The sequence below is a fragment of the Streptomyces sp. Ag109_G2-15 genome (assembly GCF_900215565.1).
GTDB classification, from domain to species: domain Bacteria; phylum Actinomycetota; class Actinomycetes; order Streptomycetales; family Streptomycetaceae; genus Streptomyces; species Streptomyces diastatochromogenes.
The window spans coordinates 6,054,239-6,073,894 of sequence record NZ_OCNI01000001.1; the positions used below are offsets into that span (position 1 = coordinate 6,054,239).

The 19,656-nt window shown below is 71.9% G+C and carries 16 protein-coding genes; 14 read left to right on the top strand and 2 right to left on the bottom strand.

The genetic code is table 11. The annotated features are described in order from the left end of the window. Positions 1–2: 2 nt before the first annotated feature. The 11 genes from CRP49_RS27365 to metK all read left to right on the top strand — a co-directional run bounded on the left by CRP49_RS27365 (position 3) and on the right by metK (position 12,634). On the top strand, positions 3–1,289 hold the full coding sequence (locus tag CRP49_RS27365) for a dihydroorotase (RefSeq protein WP_097255770.1): 1,287 nt from the start codon (positions 3–5) through the stop codon (positions 1,287–1,289). Then, positions 1,286–1,846: a hypothetical protein gene (locus CRP49_RS27370; protein ID WP_097255771.1), complete on the top strand. Its 561-nt coding sequence runs from the start codon at positions 1,286–1,288 to the stop codon at positions 1,844–1,846. Before CRP49_RS27365 ends, CRP49_RS27370 begins: the two co-directional genes overlap by 4 nt. After that, entirely contained in the window at positions 1,843–2,991 is a 1,149-nt protein-coding gene (gene carA / locus CRP49_RS27375) for a glutamine-hydrolyzing carbamoyl-phosphate synthase small subunit (RefSeq protein WP_097255772.1), read from the top strand. The genes CRP49_RS27370 and carA overlap by 4 nt, the downstream gene beginning before the upstream one ends. Then, positions 2,984–6,292, top strand: coding sequence for a carbamoyl-phosphate synthase large subunit (gene carB / locus CRP49_RS27380; protein WP_097255773.1), 3,309 nt, complete (start codon positions 2,984–2,986; stop codon positions 6,290–6,292). The genes carA and carB overlap by 8 nt, the downstream gene beginning before the upstream one ends. Before the next feature lie 51 nt (positions 6,293–6,343). Next, positions 6,344–7,450 carry a quinone-dependent dihydroorotate dehydrogenase gene (locus tag CRP49_RS27385; protein ID WP_097255774.1) on the top strand — a complete coding sequence of 369 codons (1,107 nt, stop codon included), beginning with the start codon at positions 6,344–6,346 and terminating at the stop codon, positions 7,448–7,450. Continuing rightward, positions 7,447–8,292: an orotidine-5'-phosphate decarboxylase gene (gene pyrF / locus CRP49_RS27390; RefSeq protein ID WP_097255775.1), complete on the top strand. Its 846-nt coding sequence runs from the start codon at positions 7,447–7,449 to the stop codon at positions 8,290–8,292. The genes CRP49_RS27385 and pyrF overlap by 4 nt, the downstream gene beginning before the upstream one ends. Before the next feature lie 302 nt (positions 8,293–8,594). Further along, the gene (locus CRP49_RS27395; protein WP_003977346.1) at positions 8,595–8,918 is read left to right on the top strand and encodes an integration host factor; all 324 of its coding nucleotides are present in this window, start codon (positions 8,595–8,597) and stop codon (positions 8,916–8,918) included. Between the two features lie 60 nt (positions 8,919–8,978). Further along, positions 8,979–9,536, top strand: a complete 558-nt coding sequence (gmk, locus tag CRP49_RS27400; protein WP_097255776.1) for a guanylate kinase — start codon at positions 8,979–8,981, stop codon at positions 9,534–9,536. A gap of 51 nt (positions 9,537–9,587) precedes the next feature. Further along, the gene (gene rpoZ / locus CRP49_RS27405) at positions 9,588–9,860 is read left to right on the top strand and encodes a DNA-directed RNA polymerase subunit omega (protein WP_003982715.1); all 273 of its coding nucleotides are present in this window, start codon (positions 9,588–9,590) and stop codon (positions 9,858–9,860) included. Positions 9,861–9,960: 100 nt separating this feature from the next. Then, the gene (gene coaBC, locus CRP49_RS27410) at positions 9,961–11,163 is read left to right on the top strand and encodes a bifunctional phosphopantothenoylcysteine decarboxylase/phosphopantothenate--cysteine ligase CoaBC (RefSeq protein WP_097257555.1); all 1,203 of its coding nucleotides are present in this window, start codon (positions 9,961–9,963) and stop codon (positions 11,161–11,163) included. A 262-nt stretch (positions 11,164–11,425) separates the two neighbouring features. Then, positions 11,426–12,634, top strand: coding sequence for a methionine adenosyltransferase (gene metK, locus CRP49_RS27415; protein WP_097255777.1), 1,209 nt, complete (start codon positions 11,426–11,428; stop codon positions 12,632–12,634). Between the two features lie 66 nt (positions 12,635–12,700). Here metK and CRP49_RS27420 read toward each other — a convergent pair whose 3' ends face one another. Beyond that, positions 12,701–13,504 carry a S1 RNA-binding domain-containing protein gene (locus tag CRP49_RS27420; RefSeq protein ID WP_097255778.1) on the bottom strand — a complete coding sequence of 268 codons (804 nt, stop codon included), beginning with the start codon at positions 13,502–13,504 and terminating at the stop codon, positions 12,701–12,703. Positions 13,505–13,561: 57 nt separating this feature from the next. Here CRP49_RS27420 and CRP49_RS27425 point away from each other — a divergent pair, with 57 nt between their 5' ends. Continuing rightward, positions 13,562–15,712 (top strand): primosomal protein N', encoded by a 2,151-nt coding sequence (locus CRP49_RS27425; protein ID WP_097255779.1) that lies wholly within the window; start codon positions 13,562–13,564, stop codon positions 15,710–15,712. Between the two features lie 163 nt (positions 15,713–15,875). Here CRP49_RS27425 and CRP49_RS27430 read toward each other — a convergent pair whose 3' ends face one another. Beyond that, entirely contained in the window at positions 15,876–16,454 is a 579-nt protein-coding gene (locus tag CRP49_RS27430) for a hypothetical protein (protein WP_097255780.1), read from the bottom strand. Between the two features lie 292 nt (positions 16,455–16,746). Here CRP49_RS27430 and fmt point away from each other — a divergent pair, with 292 nt between their 5' ends. Continuing rightward, positions 16,747–17,679 carry a methionyl-tRNA formyltransferase gene (fmt, locus tag CRP49_RS27435; protein WP_097255781.1) on the top strand — a complete coding sequence of 311 codons (933 nt, stop codon included), beginning with the start codon at positions 16,747–16,749 and terminating at the stop codon, positions 17,677–17,679. 500 nt (positions 17,680–18,179) lie between these two features. Then, positions 18,180–19,598 (top strand): RsmB/NOP family class I SAM-dependent RNA methyltransferase, encoded by a 1,419-nt coding sequence (locus CRP49_RS27440; RefSeq protein ID WP_097255782.1) that lies wholly within the window; start codon positions 18,180–18,182, stop codon positions 19,596–19,598. Positions 19,599–19,656: the final 58 nt, after the last annotated feature.

Consider the following 19,656-nt stretch of genomic DNA (forward strand, 5'->3'; position numbering starts at 1 on the left):
CCATGAGCAAGATCCTTATCTGTGGTGCGAAGGTGCTCGGCGGCGAGCCGCAGGACGTGCTGATCGACGGCGAGACGATCGCCGAGGTGGGCGTCGGTCTCAGCGCAGAGGGCGCCGAGGTGGTCGAGGCCGGCGGCAAGGTGCTGCTGCCGGGCCTGGTCGACCTGCACACCCACCTGCGCGAGCCGGGCCGCGAGGACTCCGAGACCGTCCTGACCGGCACGCGCGCTGCCGCCTCCGGCGGCTACACCGCCGTGTTCGCCATGGCCAACACCTTCCCGGTCGCCGACACGGCCGGTGTGGTCGAGCAGGTCTACCGGCTCGGCCAGGAGCACGGCTACTGCGACGTCCAGCCCATCGGTGCCGTCACCGTCGGCCTGGAGGGCAGGAAGCTCGCCGAGCTGGGCGCCATGCACGAGTCCGCCGCCGGGGTCACCGTCTTCTCCGACGACGGCAAGTGCGTGGACGACGCCGTGATCATGCGCCGCGCGCTGGAGTACGTGAAGGCCTTCGGCGGTGTCGTCGCCCAGCACGCGCAGGAGCCGCGGCTCACCGAGGGCGCCCAGATGAACGAGGGCGTCGTCTCCGCCGAGCTGGGCCTGGGCGGCTGGCCGGCCGTCGCCGAGGAGTCGGTCATCGCCCGGGACGTGCTGCTCGCCGAGCACGTCGGCTCCCGGGTGCACATCTGCCACCTCTCGACCGCGGGCTCGGTGGAGATCGTCCGCTGGGCCAAGTCCCGCGGCATCCAGGTCACCGCCGAGGTCACCCCGCACCACCTGCTGCTCACCGACGAGCTGGTGCGCACCTACAACCCCGTCTACAAGGTCAACCCGCCGCTGCGCACCGAGCGGGACGTGCACGCCCTGCGCGAGGCGCTCGCCGACGGCACGATCGACATCGTCGCCACCGACCACGCCCCGCACCCGCACGAGGACAAGGACTGCGAGTGGGCCGCGGCCGCCATGGGCATGGTCGGTCTGGAGACCGCGTTGTCAGTGGTCCAGGAGACCATGGTCGACACGGGTCTGCTGGACTGGGCCGGCGTCGCCGACCGCATGTCCGTCAAGCCCGCGCAGATCGGACAGGCCATCGGCCACGGCCGTCCCGTCTCGGCTGGTGAGCCCGCCAACCTCACCCTCGTCGACACGGAATACCGTGGCTCGGTGGACCCCGCAGGCTTCGCCTCGCGCAGCCGCAACACCCCGTACGAGGGACGTGAGCTGCCGGGCCGTGTCACCCACACGTGGCTGCGGGGCAAGGCCACGCTCGTCGACGGGAAGCTCACGTGACACCTGTAATCCTGCTGGCCGAGGCGGAGAAGTCGGCCGAGGTCACCCACTGGGGAGCCCGTATCGGCTGGCTCGTCGGCCTCGCGCTCTTCGTCGCGCTCATCTACTGGCTGATGCGCGAGGGCTGGAAGTGGCGCGGCACGCTCCAGGGTGACCTGCCCGAGCTGCCCAGCGCGCCGCAGGAGCCCGGCGAGGCCAGACTGACCATGAGCGGCCGTTACCACGGCTCGACCACGGCCGGGCAGTGGCTGGACCGCATCGTGGCCCACGGCCTCGGCACCCGCAGCCGGGCCGAGCTGACCCTCACGGACGCGGGCCTGGAGGTCGTACGCCCCGGGGCGACCGACTTCTTCGTCCCCACCGCCGCGCTGCGCGGAGCCCGGCTCGACAAGGGAATCGCCGGCAAGGTCCTCACCGAGGGCGGCCTGCTGGTGGTGACCTGGGCGCTCGGGGACAAGCTGATCGACTCCGGCTTCCGCTCCGACCACGCGGCCGAGCACACCGACTGGGTCGACACCCTGAACCAGATGACCAACGACACGGAAGGCGCACGATGACGACCTCCACCAGGGGAGCTGCCAAGGTTCCCGCCGTACTCGTCCTGGAGGACGGCCGCACCTTCCGCGGTCGTGCCTACGGGGCCGTGGGGGAGACCTTCGGCGAGGCCGTGTTCTCCACCGGCATGACCGGCTACCAGGAGACCCTCACCGACCCGTCGTACGACCGCCAGATCGTCGTCGCGACCGCCCCGCAGATCGGCAACACCGGCTGGAACGACGAGGACGACGAGTCGAGCCGCATCTGGGTCTCCGGCTACGTCGTGCGCGACCCCGCGCGCGTGCCGTCCAACTGGCGGGCCAAGCGCTCCCTGGACGACGAGCTGATCGCCCAGGGCGTGGTCGGCATCTCCGGGATCGACACCCGCGCCCTCACCCGCCACCTGCGCGAGCGCGGCTCGATGCGCGCCGGCATCTTCTCCGGCACTGCGCTGAACAGCGCCTCCGAGACCGAGCTGCTGGAGCGTGTGCAGGCCCAGCCCCGCATGAAGGGCCTGAGCCTGTACGAGGAGGTCGCCACCAAGGAGGCCTACGTCGTCCCGGCCGTCGGTGAGAAGAAGTTCACCGTCGCCGCCATCGACCTCGGCATCAAGGGCATGACCCCGCACCGCATGGCCGAGCGCGGCATCGAGGTGCACGTGCTACCCGCGACGGCCACGCCGGAGGACATCTACGCGGTCGCCCCGGACGGCGTCTTCTTCTCCAACGGACCCGGTGACCCGGCCACCGCCGACGGCCCGGTCGCCCTGATGACCGCCGTCCTGGAGCGCAGGACCCCGCTGTTCGGCATCTGCTTCGGCAACCAGATCCTCGGCCGCGCCCTCGGCTTCGGCACCTACAAGCTGAAGTACGGCCACCGGGGCATCAACCAGCCGGTCCAGGACCGTACGACCGGCAAGGTCGAGGTCACCGCGCACAACCACGGCTTCGCCGTCGACGCGCCGCTCGACAAGGTCAGCGACACCGAGTTCGGCCGCGCCGAGGTCTCGCACGTCTGCCTGAACGACAACGTCGTGGAGGGGCTGCAGCTGCTCGACCAGCCGGCCTTCTCCGTCCAGTACCACCCCGAAGCGGCAGCGGGCCCGCACGACGCCGCCTACCTGTTCGACCGCTTCGTATCCCTGATGGAGGGCCAGCGTGCCTAAGCGCACCGATATCCAGTCCGTCCTGGTCATCGGCTCCGGCCCGATCGTCATCGGCCAGGCCGCCGAGTTCGACTACTCCGGCACCCAGGCGTGCCGCGTGCTGCGGGCCGAGGGCCTGCGCGTGATCCTCGTCAACTCCAACCCGGCGACGATCATGACCGACCCGGAGATCGCCGACGCCACCTACGTCGAGCCGATCACCCCCGAGTTCGTCGAGAAGATCATCGCCAAGGAGCGCCCCGACGCCCTGCTGCCCACCCTGGGCGGCCAGACGGCCCTGAACACCGCCATCTCGCTGCACGAGAACGGCGTCCTGGAGAAGTACGGCGTCGAGCTGATCGGCGCCAAGCCCGAGGCCATCCACAAGGGCGAGGACCGCGACCTGTTCAAGGGTGTGGTCGAGGCCGTCAACGCGAAGATCGGGTACGGCGAGTCCGCCCGCTCGGTCATCTGCCACTCCATGGACGACGTCCTCAAGGGCGTCGAGCAGCTCGGCGGCTACCCGGTCGTCGTCCGCCCGTCCTTCACCATGGGCGGCGCCGGCTCCGGCTTCGCGCACGACGAGGAGGAGCTGCGCCGCATCGCCGGCCAGGGCCTCACGCTCTCGCCGACCACCGAGGTGCTCCTGGAGGAGTCCATCCTCGGCTGGAAGGAGTACGAGCTGGAGCTGATGCGCGACAAGCACGACAACGTCGTGGTCGTCTGCTCCATCGAGAACTTCGACCCGATGGGCGTGCACACCGGTGACTCGATCACCGTCGCGCCCGCGATGACGCTGACCGACCGCGAGTACCAGATCCTGCGCGACATCGGCATCGCCGTCATCCGCGAGGTCGGCGTCGACACCGGCGGCTGCAACATCCAGTTCGCGGTGAACCCCGAGGACGGCCGGGTGATCGTCATCGAGATGAACCCGCGTGTGTCGCGCTCCTCGGCGCTCGCCTCCAAGGCGACCGGCTTCCCGATCGCGAAGATCGCTGCCAAGCTCGCCGTCGGCTACACCCTCGACGAGATCCCCAACGACATCACGCAGGAGACCCCGGCCTCCTTCGAGCCCACGCTCGACTATGTGGTCGTCAAGGCTCCGCGGTTCGCGTTCGAGAAGTTCCCGCAGGCCGACTCCACCCTCACCACCACCATGAAGTCGGTCGGCGAGGCCATGGCCATCGGCCGCAACTTCACCGAGGCCTTCCAGAAGGCGCTGCGCTCGCTGGAGAAGAAGGGCAGCCAGTTCACCTTCGTCGGTGAGCCCGGCGACAAGGACGCGCTGCTGCGCGAGGCCGTCCGCCCCACCGACGGCCGGATCAACACGGTCATGCAGGCCATCCGCGCCGGCGCCACGCCCGAGGAGGTCTTCGAGTACACGAAGATCGACCCGTGGTTCGTGGACCAGCTCTTCCTGATCAAGGAGATCGCGGACGAGCTGGCCGAGGCGCCCGAGCTGACCGCGGACCTGCTCGCCGAGGCCAAGCGGCACGGCTTCTCCGACCAGCAGATCGGTGAGATCCGCGGCCTGCGCGAGGACGTCGTCCGCGAGGTCCGGCACGCCCTCGGCATCCGCCCGGTCTACAAGACGGTCGACACCTGCGCCGCCGAGTTCGCCGCGAGGACGCCGTACTTCTACTCCTCCTACGACGAGGAGTCCGAGGTCGCGCCCCGCGAGAAGCCCGCGGTGATCATCCTGGGCTCCGGCCCGAACCGCATCGGCCAGGGCATCGAGTTCGACTACTCCTGCGTCCACGCCTCCTTCGCGCTGTCCGACGCCGGGTACGAGACCGTGATGGTCAACTGCAACCCGGAGACCGTCTCCACGGACTACGACACCTCCGACCGCCTGTACTTCGAGCCGCTGACGCTGGAGGACGTGCTGGAGATCGTCCACGCGGAGTCCCTCGCCGGCCCGATCGCGGGCGTGGTCGTGCAGCTGGGCGGCCAGACCCCGCTGGGTCTCGCGCAGGCCCTGAAGGACAACGGCGTGCCGATCGTGGGCACCTCGCCCGAGGCGATCCACGCCGCCGAGGACCGCGGGGCCTTCGGTCAGGTGCTCGCCGAGGCCGGCCTGCCGGCCCCCAAGCACGGCACGGCCACCACCTTCGCCGGGGCCAAGGCCATCGCCGACGAGATCGGCTACCCGGTCCTGGTCCGGCCGTCGTACGTCCTCGGCGGGCGCGGCATGGAGATCGTCTACGACGAGACCCGCCTCGCCTCCTACATCGCCGAGTCGACCGAGATCAGCCCCTCCCGGCCGGTCCTCGTCGACCGCTTCCTCGACGACGCCATCGAGATCGACGTCGACGCCCTGTACGACGGCGAGGAGCTCTACCTCGGCGGCGTCATGGAGCACATCGAGGAGGCCGGCATCCACTCCGGCGACTCGGCGTGCGCCCTGCCCCCGATCACGCTGGGCGGCTTCGACATCAAGCGCCTGCGCGCCTCCACGGAGGCCATCGCGCGCGGAGTCGGGGTGCGCGGCCTGATCAACATCCAGTTCGCGATGGCGGGCGACATCCTGTACGTCCTCGAAGCCAACCCGCGGGCCTCCCGTACGGTCCCCTTCACCTCCAAGGCGACCGCGGTGCCGCTCGCGAAGGCCGCCGCCCGGATCTCGCTCGGCGCGACCATCGCCGAGCTGCGGGCGGAAGGGCTGCTTCCGGCGACCGGCGACGGCGGCGAACTCCCGCTGGACGCGCCGATCTCCGTCAAGGAAGCCGTCATGCCGTGGTCGCGCTTCCGCGACATCCAGGGCCGCGGCGTCGACACCATCCTCGGCCCGGAGATGCGCTCCACCGGCGAGGTCATGGGCATCGACTCGGTCTTCGGCACGGCGTACGCCAAGTCGCAGGCGGGCGCCTACGGCCCGCTGCCCACCAAGGGCCGCGCGTTCATCTCGGTCGCCAACCGCGACAAGCGCTCGATGATCTTCCCGGCCCGCGAGCTGGTCGCGCACGGCTTCGAGCTGCTCGCCACCTCCGGCACGGCCGAGGTCCTCAAGCGCAACGGCATCAACGCCACGGTCGTGCGCAAGCAGTCCGAGGGCACCGGCCCGAACGGCGAGCGGACCATCGTCCAGCTCATCCACGACGGCGAGGTCGACCTCATCGTCAACACCCCGTACGGCACCGGCGGCCGCCTCGACGGCTACGACATCCGTACGGCCGCGGTGGCCCGCTCCGTGCCGTGCCTGACGACCGTCCAGGCACTCGCCGCGGCCGTCCAGGGCATCGACGCCCTCAACCACGGTGACGTGGGCGTCCGTTCGCTCCAGGAACACGCGGAACACCTGACCGCGGCCCGCGACTAGCAGCCCTGAGGGGGACACCGGAAACGGTGTCCCCCTCTTCGTGAGGACACCATGTACAAGATCTTTTTCAACCTCGTCTTCAAGCGGATGGACCCGGAGCAGGCCCACTACCTGGCCTTCCGCTGGATCCGCCTCGCCGTCCGCGTCCCCGTGCTGCGCACCCTCGTCGCGGCCGCCCTCGCACCCCGCCACAAGGAGCTGCGCACCGAGGCCTTCGGGCTGCGCATGCACGGCCCCTTCGGGCTCGCCGCCGGCTTCGACAAGAACGCCGTCGCCATCGACGGCATGTCGATGCTGGGCTTCGACCACGTCGAGATCGGCACGGTCACCGGTGAGGCGCAGCCCGGCAACCCCAAGAAGCGGCTGTTCCGGCTCGTCGCCGACCGGGCGCTGATCAACCGCATGGGCTTCAACAACGACGGTTCCCTGACGGTCGCCGCGCGCCTCGCGTCCCGCGAACCCGTGTTCAAGACCGTGGTGGGCGTCAACATCGGCAAGACCAAGGTCGTCCCCGAGGCGGAGGCCGTCGGCGACTACGTGAAGTCGGCCGAGCGCCTCGCGCCGTACGCCGACTACCTGGTCGTGAACGTCTCCTCGCCGAACACGCCCGGCCTGCGCAACCTGCAGGCCACCGAGGCGCTGCGCCCGCTGCTCAGCGCCGTGCGCGAGGCCGCCGACCGTACGGTCGCCAACCGGCGCGTCCCGCTGCTGGTGAAGATCGCGCCCGACCTCGCGGACGAGGACATCGACGCGGTCGCCGACCTGGCCGTGGAGCTGGGCCTGGACGGCATCATCGCCACCAACACCACCATCGCCCGCGAGGGCCTCGGTTTGAAAACCGAACCCTCGCTGGTGAAGGAGGCCGGCGGACTCTCCGGCGCGCCCCTGAAGGCACGCTCCCTGGAGGTCCTGCGCCGCCTGTACGCGCGCGTGGGCGACCGGATCACCCTGGTGGGCGTCGGCGGCATCGAGACCGCCGAGGACGCCTGGCAGCGCATCCTGGCCGGTGCCACGCTGGTCCAGGGGTACAGCGCCTTCATCTACGAGGGCCCGTTCTGGTCCCGCGCCATCCACAAGGGCCTCGCCGCGCGCCTGCGCACCAGCCCGTACGCCACCCTCGCCGACGCGGTCGGCGCCGACGTGAGGAAGACGGCATGACTGCACTGGAACCCTTCGGCGCCCGTCTGCGCCGCGCCATGGACGAGCGCGGCCCCCTCTGCGTCGGCATCGACCCGCACGCCTCCCTGCTCGCCGAGTGGGGCCTGAACGACGACGTGGCCGGTCTGGAGCGGTTCAGCCGCACGGTCGTCGAGGCGGTGGCCGACCGGGTCGCCGTCATGAAGCCGCAGATCGCCTTCTTCGAGCGGTTCGGCTCGCGCGGCATCGCCGTCCTGGAGAAGGCGGTCCAGGAGGCCCGCGCGGCCGGCACCCTGGTCGTGATGGACGCCAAGCGCGGCGACATCGGCTCGACCATGGCCGGGTACGCCGAGGCCTTCCTGCACAAGGACGCCCCGCTGTTCTCCGACGCCCTGACCGTCTCGCCCTACCTCGGCTACGGCTCGCTCAGCCCGGCCGTCGCGCTGGCCCGGGAGAGCGGTGCCGGGCTGTTCGTCCTGGCCCTCACCTCGAACCCGGAGGGCCCGGAGGTCCAGCACGCGGTCCGCGCCGACGGGCGCAGCGTGGGCGCGACCATGCTGGCCCACCTGGCCGCCGAGAACGCGGGCGAGGAGCCGCTGGGCTCCTTCGGGGCGGTCGTCGGCGCCACGGTGGGCGACCTGTCGTCGTACGACCTCGACATCAACGGCCCGCTCCTCGCGCCCGGTGTCGGCGCCCAGGGGGCGACCGCGGCCGACCTTCCCAAGGTCTTCGGGTCGGCGGCGCGCAACGTCGTCCCGAACGTCAGCCGGGGTGTGCTGCGGCACGGTCCCGACGTCGGGGCGCTGCGCTCGGCCACGGAGCGCTTCGCGGAGGAGATCCGGGCCGCCGTCGGCGGCGCCTGAGATCTCCGCCGGGCGTTCCGGTGGACGGCACCAGGGCGACTTGAGTGTGAATACATCCTCAAATCGAGGGCAGTATGTCTGAAATGTCCGGCCTGGCGGCGGCTGACCAGTACTTTTCCGCTGTTCTCGCTGACTCTGGCGGACTTGCCCGCTAGTCTCCGAGCAGTGGGGGTACCACCTCCCACGCCGTTAAGGCAGTGGGGGAGAACGGGCAGCGTGTTGCTCGTAGCTCCCCAGGTGTGGGGCGACTAGGTTCCTCACCGGTCCGTATCCGACAGTTCGACATCCGAGGTGACGTAGGCGTGGCTCTTCCGCCCCTTACCCCTGAACAGCGCGCAGCCGCGCTCGAAAAGGCCGCCGCGGCTCGCCGGGAGCGGGCCGAGGTCAAGAATCGACTCAAGCACTCCGGCGCCTCCCTGCACGAGGTCATCAAGCAGGGCCAGGAGAACGACGTCATCGGCAAGATGAAGGTCTCCGCGCTGCTCGAGTCCCTGCCTGGCGTGGGCAAGGTCCGCGCCAAGCAGATCATGGAGCGTCTGGGCATCTCCGAGAGCCGCCGCGTGCGGGGTCTCGGTTCCAACCAGATCGCGTCCCTGGAACGTGAGTTCGGCAGCACCGGTTCCTGAGTCCGGCCGCCGCCGGACCGGGCGTCCCGGGCACCCCGGGATTGCTGGAATAATCGCTGCATGAGTGAACGTCCGCGGCTGACCGTGCTCTCCGGCCCTTCGGGGGTCGGCAAGAGCACGGTCGTCGCCCATATGCGCAAGGAACACCCCGAGGTCTGGCTCTCGGTGTCGGCCACCACCCGCAAGCCGCGGCCCGGTGAGCGGCACGGAGTCCACTACTTCTTCGTCACCGACGAGGAGATGGACAAGCTGATCGCCAACGGCGAGCTGCTGGAGTGGGCCGAGTTCGCCGGCAACCGCTACGGCACGCCCCGTGCGGCCGTGCTGGAGCGGCTGGAGAACGGTGAGCCCGTGCTGCTGGAGATCGACCTCCAGGGCGCCCGGCAGGTCCGTGAGTCGATGGCCGACGCCCAGCTGGTGTTCCTGGCCCCGCCCTCCTGGGAGGAGCTGGTGCGCAGGCTCACCGGTCGGGGGACCGAGCCGCCCGAGGTCATCGAGCGCCGCCTGGAGGCGGCCAGGACCGAGCTGGCGGCCGAGCCGGAGTTCGACGTGACCTTGGTCAACACCTCCGTCGAGGACGTGGCGAGCGAGCTGCTAGCCTTGATGGACGTTGTGTGATCGTTTCCGATCATGCACACTGAATCTTTCCCATCCATCGGAAGGTAGAGCGTGTCCTCTTCCATCACCGCGCCCGAGGGCATCATCAACCCGCCGATCGACGAGTTGCTTGAGGCCACCGACTCGAAGTACAGCCTTGTGATCTACGCGGCCAAGCGTGCCCGCCAGATCAACGCGTACTACTCGCAGCTCGGCGAGGGCCTCCTCGAGTACGTCGGTCCCCTCGTCGACACCCACGTCCACGAGAAGCCGCTCTCGATCGCCCTGCGTGAGATCAACGCGGGTCTGCTGACGTCCGAGGCTGTCGAGGGCCCGGCCCAGTAGTACTTTCAGATTGCGGTTGACTTATCCACAGGCCCGGCAGTCACGCTGCCGGGCCTGTGGTGTGTGATGGTCTCGTACGTTGCCGAGCCGGGGAGAGATGGTGGACAAGCCAAGGATCGTGCTGGGGGTCAGTGGCGGGATCGCCGCCTACAAGGCCTGTGAGCTGCTGAGAAGGTTCACGGAGTCGGGCCACGACGTGCGCGTGGTGCCCACCGCCTCCGCGCTGCACTTCGTCGGCGCCGCCACCTGGTCCGCCCTGTCCGGCAACCCGGTCTCCACCGAGGTCTGGGACGACGTCGACGAGGTTCCGCACGTCCGCATCGGCCAGCACGCCGACCTGGTCGTGGTGGCCCCCGCGACCGCCGACATGCTCGCCAAGGTCGCCCACGGCCTCGCCGACGACCTGCTGACCAACACACTCCTCACCGCACGCTGTCCGGTCGTCTTCGCGCCCGCCATGCACACCGAGATGTGGGAGCACCCCGCCACCCAGGAGAACGTGGCCACGCTGCGCCGCCGCGGCGCCGTCGTGATCGAGCCCGCGGTCGGCCGCCTCACCGGGGTCGACACCGGCAAGGGCCGGCTGCCCGACCCGGCGGAGATCTTCGAGGTCTGCCGCCGGGTGCTGGCCCGGGGCGTCACCGAGCCCGACCTCGCGGGCCGGCACGTCGTCGTCTCGGCCGGCGGTACCCGCGAGCCGCTCGACCCGGTTCGCTTCCTCGGCAACCGCTCCTCCGGCAAGCAGGGCTACGCCCTCGCCCGCACGGCCGCGGCGCGCGGCGCCCGGGTGACCCTGATCGCGGCCAACACCGGCCTGCCCGACCCGGCCGGCGTCGACGTCGTTCAGGTGGGCACCGCTGTGCAGCTGCGCGAAGCGGTCCTCAAGGCCGCGGCGGACGCCGACGCCGTGGTGATGGCCGCGGCGGTCGCCGACTTCCGCCCCGCGGCCTACGCCGCCGGCAAGATCAAGAAGAAGGACGGCCAGGACCCCGACCCCATCGTCCTAGTGCGAAATCCGGACATTCTCGCCGAGATTTCGGCCGATCGCGCCCGCCCCGGACAGGTCGTCGTCGGCTTCGCCGCGGAGACCGACGACGTCCTCGCCAACGGCCGCACCAAGCTCGCCCGCAAGGGGTGCGACCTCCTCGTGGTCAACGAGGTGGGGGAGCGCAAGACCTTTGGGTCGGAGGAGAACGAGGCCCTAGTCCTGGGCGCCGACGGAAGCGAGACCCCCGTACCGCACGGTCCGAAGGAAGCCCTCGCGGACATCGTCTGGGACCTCGTGACGGCCCGGCTGGGCTGACCGGGATTCCGCCGTCCGGGGCGATGTGTTTCGGCCGTATGACGGGTTTTCGAAACACAGCGATGTCGCGTGGTGCCCCCTGGTCAAGGTCACCGTCATTGTGCAGAATGCCCGTGCCGCAGGTCACAGCGCTCCCGAGAGGCGAGACGGGTGGGCCGGTGGCACGGTGCGACCCGTAAACTGTTCTCGGACGACGCCAGGCGCAGCCCTGTGCCCGTCCGCAAATGATCAGCCAGCAGCCGCTGCAACCCCAGGGAGCGTTGTGTCCCGTCGCCTGTTCACCTCGGAGTCTGTGACCGAGGGTCACCCCGACAAGATCGCTGACCAGATCAGCGACACCATTCTCGACGCGCTTCTGCGCGAGGACCCGACCTCCCGGGTCGCGGTCGAGACCCTGATCACCACCGGCCTGGTGCACGTGGCCGGTGAGGTCACGACCAAGGCCTACGCGGACATCGCCACGCTGGTCCGCAACAAGATCCTCGAGATCGGTTACGACTCCTCCAAGAAGGGCTTCGACGGCGCTTCCTGCGGTGTGTCGGTGTCGATCGGTGCGCAGTCCCCGGACATCGCGCAGGGCGTGGACACGGCGTACGAGTCCCGGGTCGAGGGCGACGAGGACGAGCTGGACCGGCAGGGCGCGGGCGACCAGGGCCTGATGTTCGGCTACGCGTCGGACGAGACGCCGACCCTGATGCCGCTGCCGATCTTCCTGGCGCACCGCCTGTCCAAGCGGCTGTCCGAGGTCCGCAAGAACGGCACCATCCCCTACCTGCGCCCCGACGGAAAGACGCAGGTCACCATCGAGTACGACGGCGACAAGGCCGTCCGCCTCGACACGGTGGTCGTGTCCTCGCAGCACGCGTCCGACATCGACCTGGAGTCGCTGCTGGCGCCCGACATCCGCGAGTTCGTCGTCGAGCCCGAGCTGAAGGCGCTGCTGGACGACGGGATCAAGCTGGACACCGAGGGCTACCGCCTGCTGGTCAACCCGACCGGCCGCTTCGAGATCGGCGGCCCGATGGGCGACGCCGGCCTCACCGGCCGCAAGATCATCATCGACACCTACGGCGGCATGGCCCGCCACGGCGGCGGCGCGTTCTCCGGCAAGGACCCGTCCAAGGTGGACCGTTCGGCCGCGTACGCGATGCGCTGGGTCGCCAAGAACGTGGTGGCGGCGGGTCTGGCCTCCCGATGCGAGGTCCAGGTCGCCTACGCGATCGGCAAGGCCGAGCCCGTCGGCCTCTTCGTCGAGACCTTCGGCACCGCCAAGATCGACGCCGAGAAGATCGAGAAGGCGATCGACGAGGTCTTCGACCTCCGTCCGGCCGCGATCATCCGCGACCTCGACCTGCTTCGCCCGATCTACTCCCAGACGGCTGCGTACGGTCACTTCGGCCGTGAGCTGCCCGACTTCACCTGGGAGCGCACGGACCGCGTGGACGCCCTGCGCAAGGCCGCTGGGCTGTAAGCCCGCACGGCTCTCTCGCCGAGGCCCGGTCTCCCTTCGGGGGGCCGGGCCTCGGCGTGTGCGCCGTCAGCCGGCGGGCGCAAGCCGGATCCGGCGCAGCACCCGGTCGATCTCCACGATCCTGACCGCCAGCTCCTGCCCCTCGCTCACGACCTGTCCGTCCAGGTCCGACTCATGGACCAAACCCTCCGCGGCCTCGCCGACCCGGACGAAGACGCCGAAGGGGACCACCTTGGTCACCGGCCCTGCCACGACGTCTCCCGTGCCCGCGATGAGTCTGTCCCAGGGGTCCTCCTGGAGGGCCTTGAGCGAGACGACCACTTCCCCCTGGTACGTGTCGATGATGACCACCTCGCCGGTGACCCGCTGTCCGGGCCGGACCGCGTCCCCGGGGTGATCGATGCGCGACCAGGTCAGATCGGGGACCCGGATGAAGCCCGTCCCCGGATAGGCGGGGTGCGCGGGCTCCCCGTCGAGCCGGACGAAGACCCCGAAGTTGTGCACGGCGGCCACCGTCCCCGTGACGACGTCCCCGCGCCGCGTGCGGCGCAGATACCGGTACAGAGCCTCGTCCTCGCAGGCCCTGGCGGAGAGCGCGACCTCGCCGGTCCGCTCGTCGACGCCCGACACCTCGGCGGTGATCCGCTGCCCGATCGACACCACCTCCCCGGGGTCCTCGAACGCGGCCCACGTGAGGAGGTGCCGGGGGATGGTTCCGGTCGGTGCCTGCGGATCATCCCCGTCGAGCTGTACGAGCACGTCACCCCGCTCGCCGAAGCCGGCCACCGTGCCGGTCCTGACCTCCCCGTCGGGGAAGGCCGCGAGGCGTTCGCGGAGTAGTTCGAGCGGATCGGGAGCGGGTTCGGTCATGGCCGCGAGCCTAGGCATGGGCGCCCGTTGTCAGTGTCGTTTGGTAAGAATGCAAGCGTGAGCAGCGAGAACGGGTCGGGGGACGGCGGGGGCGCAGGGGCGCCGCCGGAGCAGCTCGCGTTCATTCGGGAGAGTGTGCGGGGGGCCAAGGTGCCCCGGGCCAAGCCGCGGACGTGGCGGGGGGCCGCGCTGGCCAAGGACCTGCCTGTCGCGCGGGTGCTCGTCGACAAGGGTGTGCTGCACCTCGACCGGTATTTCGACTATGCCGTGCCCGAGGAGCTGGACGCCGACGCGCAGCCCGGGGTCAGGGTGCGGGTGCGGTTCGGGGCCGGGCGGCATCGGGTGCGCGAGGGGCGTCGCGAGGGCGGCGGGCTCATCGACGGGTTTCTCATCGAGAGGCTGGCCGAGTCCGAGTACTCCGGGCCGCTGGCCGCCCTCGCCCAGGTCGTGTCGCCCGAGCCCGTGCTGAGCGAAGAGCTGCTGGGGCTCGCGCGGGCCGTCGCCGACCGGTATGCGGGAAGCCTCGCCGACGTGCTCCAGCTGGCCGTGCCGCCGCGCAGCGCGCGGGCCGAGCGGCGGCCGTCGCCCACGCCCCTGTCGCCGCCCGCCGCGCCCGACACCGGGTCGTGGGCGCGGTACGAGCACGGGGGCGCCTTCATCGAGTCCCTGGCCTCCGGGGGAGCGCCGAGGGCGGTGTGGAACGCGCTGCCAGGACCGCTGTGGAGCGAGGAGCTGGCCCGGGCCGTCGCCGCGACGCTCGCCTCGGGACGCGGCGCACTCGTCGTCGTACCGGACGGGCGGGCCGCCGCGCGGGTCGACGCCGCGCTGACCGCGCTGCTCGGCGAGGGCCGGCACGCGCTGCTCACCGCCGACGCCGGGCCCGAGAAGCGGTACGCGCAGTGGCTCGCGGTGCGGCGGGGGAGCGTGCGGGCCGTGGTCGGGACGCGGGCGGCCATGTTCGCTCCGGTGCGGGATCTGGGGCTCGTCGCCATCTGGGACGACGGCGACGACAGCCACAGCGAGCAGCACGCTCCCCAGCCGCATGCGCGGGATGTGCTGCTGCTGCGGGCTGCCCTGGACAAGTGCGCGTTTCTGCTGGGCGGTTGGAGCTGCACCGTGGAGGCCGCGCAGCTCGTGGAGAGCGGCTGGGCGCGGCCGCTGGTCGCCGGGCGGGAGCAGGTACGGCGGTCTGCGCCCCTGGTGCGGACCGTGGGGGACGACGACCTCGCGCGGGACGAGGCCGCCCGCGCCGCCCGGCTGCCCACGCTCGCCTGGCAGGTGGTCCGGGAGGGGCTGCGGCACGGACCGGTGCTGGTCCAGGTGCCCCGGCGCGGGTACGTGCCGCGCATGGCGTGTGCCCAGTGCCGGGCGCCCGCCCGCTGCCGGCACTGTTCCGGGCCGCTCGAGGCGCAGGACGCGGGGGCGCTGCGGTGCGGTTGGTGCGGGCGCGAGGAGGGGGCCTGGCACTGCCCCGAGTGCGGGGGCTTCCGGCTGCGGGCCCAGGTGGTCGGGGCGCGGCGGACCGCCGAGGAGCTGGGGCGGGCCTTTCCCGCCGTACCGGTGCGTACCTCGGGACGTGAGCAGGTGCTGGACACCGTGCCGGGCACGCCCGCGCTGGTCGTGAGCACCCCGGGAGCCGAGCCGGTCGCCGAGGGCGGTTACGCGGCCGCCCTGCTGCTGGACGGCTGGGCCATGCTCGGCCGGCCCGACCTGCGGGCCGGTGAGGACGCGCTGCGCCGGTGGATCGCGGCCGGGGCGCTCGTACGGCCGCAGGGGGAGCGGGGCACCGTCGTCGTCGTGGCCGAGCCGACCCTGCGGCCCGTGCAGGCGCTGGTGCGGTGGGATCCCGTGGGGCATGCGGTGCGGGAGCTGGCCGAGCGGGCCGAACTGGGGTTCCCGCCGGTGTCCCGGATGGCGGCCGTGTCGGGCCCGGCCGAGGCCGTCGCCGAGTTCCTGCGGGCGGTCGAACTGCCGCCGGACGCCGAGGTGTTGGGGCCGGTGCCGGTGCCGCCCACGCTCCCCGGGCGACAGCGCAGGCCCGGGGCGCCGCCGCCCGGCGAGGACTGGGAGCGGGCGCTGGTGCGGGTGCCCCCGGGGAGCGGGGGTGCGCTGGCCGCCGCTCTGAAGACGGCTCAGGCCGCGCGGATGGCGCGGGGCGGTGGCGGGGATGCGGTGCGGGTGCGGATCGATCCGCCGGACATCGGGTGACCCGGGCGGTGACTCCGGACTTCGGGGGACCGTGGACATCGGGTGACCCGGAGATCGGGTGACCGTGCCGGCCGGGGCCGTCGTGGCCTGGCATGCGGTTGCCCTCCCGGAGGTCGCCCGGGAGGGCAGGGTGAGGGTGTCGGCAGTCGCGTGAGCTGTTGCGTCAGCCGTTGCGCGGGCCGGGGAAGGCTGTCGGCCTGGCGTCGTCGCGGAGCGTCGGGCTGCCCGCGGTCGGCTGCGTCGGCATGGAGCGGGCCGCGGGCACCGTCGGCACCGTGGGCAGGCCGGGCACTGCGGGCAGGCCGGGCACCGTGGGCAGGCCGGCGGTCACGTTGAGCGTGCGGGTGCCGGACGGCTCCGTCGACCGCTCGGTCTCGGCGGCCGCCTGGGCCGCGGCGCGGCGGGCGCCGTAACGGCGGTGCACCGCCTGCTTGGTGACCCCGAGCGCCGAGCCCACCGCGTCCCAGGAGAAGCCGAGTGAGCGGTCGAAGTCCACGGCGGCCGTGACCAGGGTTTCGACACTGTCCCGGAGCTCCTGGGCGAGACGGACCGTCGGGGCGGGGGCGCGTCCGTAGACGACGAAGCCCGTGGAAGGGCCGGAGCGGCGCGGGCGGTAGACGTTGCCCAACTGGGCGGTCAGCGTGCGCAGTGCGTCCACCTGCCGGCGGACCCGCTCGATGTCCCGCACCAACAAGTGCAGGCTGGCCCGGGCCTGGGCGTCGTGGGTTGCATGGTCGGCCATGAACAAGCCTCTCGAACCGGCGTTGAAAGGAATTGGGCCGCGAAAGCGGCCCGATGTGGTCAACTCTTTCTTGACCAACGCGTTTGCGCTCCGCTGGTCACGGGGTGGGGGCGTACGGGCATATGCGTACGCCTGTCTCCCACCCGCGCACCACCCGTTTCCAGTTGGCGGAGAGGCCGGGCGACCTGTGGGGGTGCTCGGCGTCGGCGGCTTTCCCTCCGTGGTCGGCGGATCCTCGTCATAGACTTGTGCGTTGCCCGTCCGACCCCGCCCGAGAGGCCCCAACCCACCCATGAAGCTCGTCTTCGCCGGTACCCCCGAGGTCGCCGTTCCCGCTCTGGACGCTCTCATCGCCTCCGGGCGGCACGAGGTGGCCGCCGTCGTCACGCGGCCCGACGCGCCGGCCGGGCGGGGGCGCAGGCTGGTCGCGTCGCCCGTGGCCGAACGTGCGGAGGAGGCCGGGATCGAGGTGCTGAAGCCGGTCAGGCCTCGGGACCCGGAGTTCCTGGAGCGGCTGACGGAGATCGCCCCGGACTGCTGCCCCGTCGTCGCCTACGGCGCCCTGCTGCCCAGGGTGGCCCTGGACGTCCCGGCGCAGGGCTGGGTCAACCTGCACTTCTCGCTGCTGCCCGCCTGGCGCGGGGCAGCCCCGGTGCAGCACTCCATCATGGCGGGTGACGAGATCACGGGCGCCTCCACCTTCCTGATCGAGGAGGGGCTCGACTCGGGGCCGGTGTACGGCACCGTCACCGAGGAGATCCGGCCCACCGACACCAGCGGTGACCTGCTCACCCGGCTCGCGTTCGCGGGTGCCGGGCTGCTCGCCGCGACCATGGACGGCATCGAGGACGGCACCCTGAAGGCGGTACCGCAGCCTGCGGAGGGCATCACCCTCGCGCCGAAGATCACCGTCGAGGACGCCCAGGTGGACTGGGCCGCGCCCGCACTGCGGGTCGACCGGGTGGTGCGCGGCTGCACGCCGGCGCCGGGCGCCTGGACCACCTTCCGCGCCGAGCGCCTCAAGCTCATCCAGGTCACACCCGTGCCCGAGCGCACCGACCTCGCCCCGGGGCAGCTCGCGGTCGGCAAGAACAGCGTCCACGTGGGCACCGGGTCGTACGCCGTCGAGCTGCTGTGGGTACAGGCCCAGGGCAAGAAGCCGATGCGAGCCGCCGACTGGGCCCGCGGCGTGCGCATCACCGAGGGGGAGCGGCTCGGGGGCTGAGGGCCCGGGAGGCGCAGCGAGCCGAGGCCCCCGCAAGGCGCACGGGAGCTGAGGCTTCCGGAACGCGCATCGAAGCCCAGGCCTCGGAGGGCGCACGCGAGCCGAGGCCCACATGGGCGGACGGGAGCCGAGGCCCATGGAGGCGCAGGGGATCCGAGGCCTCGGCAGGCGTTCGGGGGCTGAGGCCACGAAAGGCGAGCCGGAGCCGGGGCCCTGGGAGCCGCGGGGGAGCTGAGGCCCCCGGAGCACGCACGGAAGCCCAGGCCTCGGAGGCGGACGGGAGCCGAGGCCCATGGAGGCGCTCGGAACCCGAGGCCCCCCAGCAGGCGCTCGGGAGCCGAGGTCCTCGGAACGTACGCGGGAGCCGAGCCCCCGGCGGGCGGACGGGAGCCGAGCCCCCGGCAGGTGCACGGGAGCCCAGCCCCCGGGAGGCCGGGGTTGCAGTGGCTCGACGTACGCTGGGAATCGCACCCCCTCTTCACATCCGGAGCACCTTTTTCGTGAGCGAGCAGTCTCGGCGGCCGCGTAAGCCCGCCAAGCCCTACCGTCGTCCCCAGAAGGACCCCGTCCGCGTCCTCGCCTTCGAGGCGCTGCGCGCGGTGGACGAGCGGGACGCCTATGCCAACCTCGTGCTGCCGCCGCTGTTGCGCAAGGCGCGGGAGAAGGGCGACTTCGACGCGCGGGACGCCGCCCTCGCCACCGAGCTGGTGTACGGGACGCTGCGCCGGCAGGGGACGTACGACGCCGTGATCGCCGCGTGTGTCGACCGGCCGCTGCGTGAGGTCGACCCGCCGGTGCTCGACGTGCTGAGCCTCGGCGTGCACCAGCTGCTCGGGACCCGGATTCCCACGCACGCGGCAGTGTCCGCCTCCGTGGAGCTGGCGCGGGTGGTGCTCGGCGACGGGCGGGCCAAGTTCGTCAACGCCGTGCTGAGGAAGGTGGCACAGGCCGATCTCGACGGGTGGCTGGAGAAGGTCGCGCCGCCCTATGACGAGGATCCCGAGGACCATCTCGCCGTCGTGCACTCGCACCCCCGCTGGGTCGTCTCCGCGCTGTGGGACTCCCTCGGCGGCGGGCGGGCCGGTATCGAGGACCTGCTGGAGGCCGACAACGAGCGCCCCGAGGTGACCCTCGTGGCGCGGCCGGGGCGGGCCACCACCGAGGAGCTGCTCCGCGAGGACGCCGCCGTGCCGGGGCGCTGGTCGCCGTACGCCGTGCGGCTCGCCGAGGGCGGTGAGCCGGGTGCCGTCGAGGCCGTGCGCGAGGGGCGGGCCGGTGTGCAGGACGAGGGCAGCCAGCTGGTCGCCCTCGCGCTGGCGAACGCCCCGATCGACGGACCCGACGAGAAGTGGCTCGACGGGTGTGCCGGTCCCGGCGGCAAGGCCGCGCTGCTGGCCGCCCTCGCCGCCGAGCGCGGCGCCTTGCTGCTCGCCTCCGAGAAGCAGCCGCACCGGGCGGGCCTGGTGGCCAAGGCCCTGCACGGCAACCCGGGGCCGTACCAGGTCATCGCCGCCGACGGGACCCGGCCGCCGTGGCGGCCCGGCACCTTCGACCGCGTCCTGATGGACGTGCCGTGCACCGGGCTCGGCGCGCTGCGACGGCGCCCCGAGGCCCGGTGGCGACGGCGCCCCGAGGACCTGGACAACTTCGCACCGCTCCAGCGCGCCCTGCTGCGCACCGCGCTGGACTCGGTGCGCGTCGGCGGGGTCGTCGGCTACGCCACCTGCTCGCCGCACCTCGCCGAGACCCGGGCGGTCGTCGCCGACATGCTCAAGCAGCACCCGGAGGCCGAGCTGATCGACGCCCGGCCCCTGCTCCCCGGCGTCCCGGCGCTCGGCGACGGCCCGGACGTGCAGTTGTGGCCGCATCTGCACGGCACCGACGCGATGTACCTGGCGCTCATCCGCCGCACCGTCTGACGGCACGGGCGGCTGTAGCGTCTCAGAATGAGTGACCAATTCTCATTTCGCGTGGCCA

What these genes read in the sequence shown, in the direction of transcription:
- CRP49_RS27365 (WP_097255770.1), top strand. Translation starts at nt 3, where the DNA reads ATGAGCAAGATCCTTATCTGTGGTGCGAAGGTGCTCGGCGGCGAGCCG.
- carA (WP_097255772.1), top strand. Translation starts at nt 1,843, where the DNA reads ATGACGACCTCCACCAGGGGAGCTGCCAAGGTTCCCGCCGTACTCGTC.
- CRP49_RS27385 (WP_097255774.1), top strand. Translation starts at nt 6,344, where the DNA reads ATGTACAAGATCTTTTTCAACCTCGTCTTCAAGCGGATGGACCCGGAG.
- pyrF (WP_097255775.1), top strand. Translation starts at nt 7,447, where the DNA reads ATGACTGCACTGGAACCCTTCGGCGCCCGTCTGCGCCGCGCCATGGAC.
- gmk (WP_097255776.1), top strand. Translation starts at nt 8,979, where the DNA reads ATGAGTGAACGTCCGCGGCTGACCGTGCTCTCCGGCCCTTCGGGGGTC.
- CRP49_RS27420 (WP_097255778.1), bottom strand. Translation starts at nt 13,504, where the DNA reads ATGACCGAACCCGCTCCCGATCCGCTCGAACTACTCCGCGAACGCCTC.
- CRP49_RS27430 (WP_097255780.1), bottom strand. Translation starts at nt 16,454, where the DNA reads ATGGCCGACCATGCAACCCACGACGCCCAGGCCCGGGCCAGCCTGCAC.
- fmt (WP_097255781.1), top strand. Translation starts at nt 16,747, where the DNA reads ATGAAGCTCGTCTTCGCCGGTACCCCCGAGGTCGCCGTTCCCGCTCTG.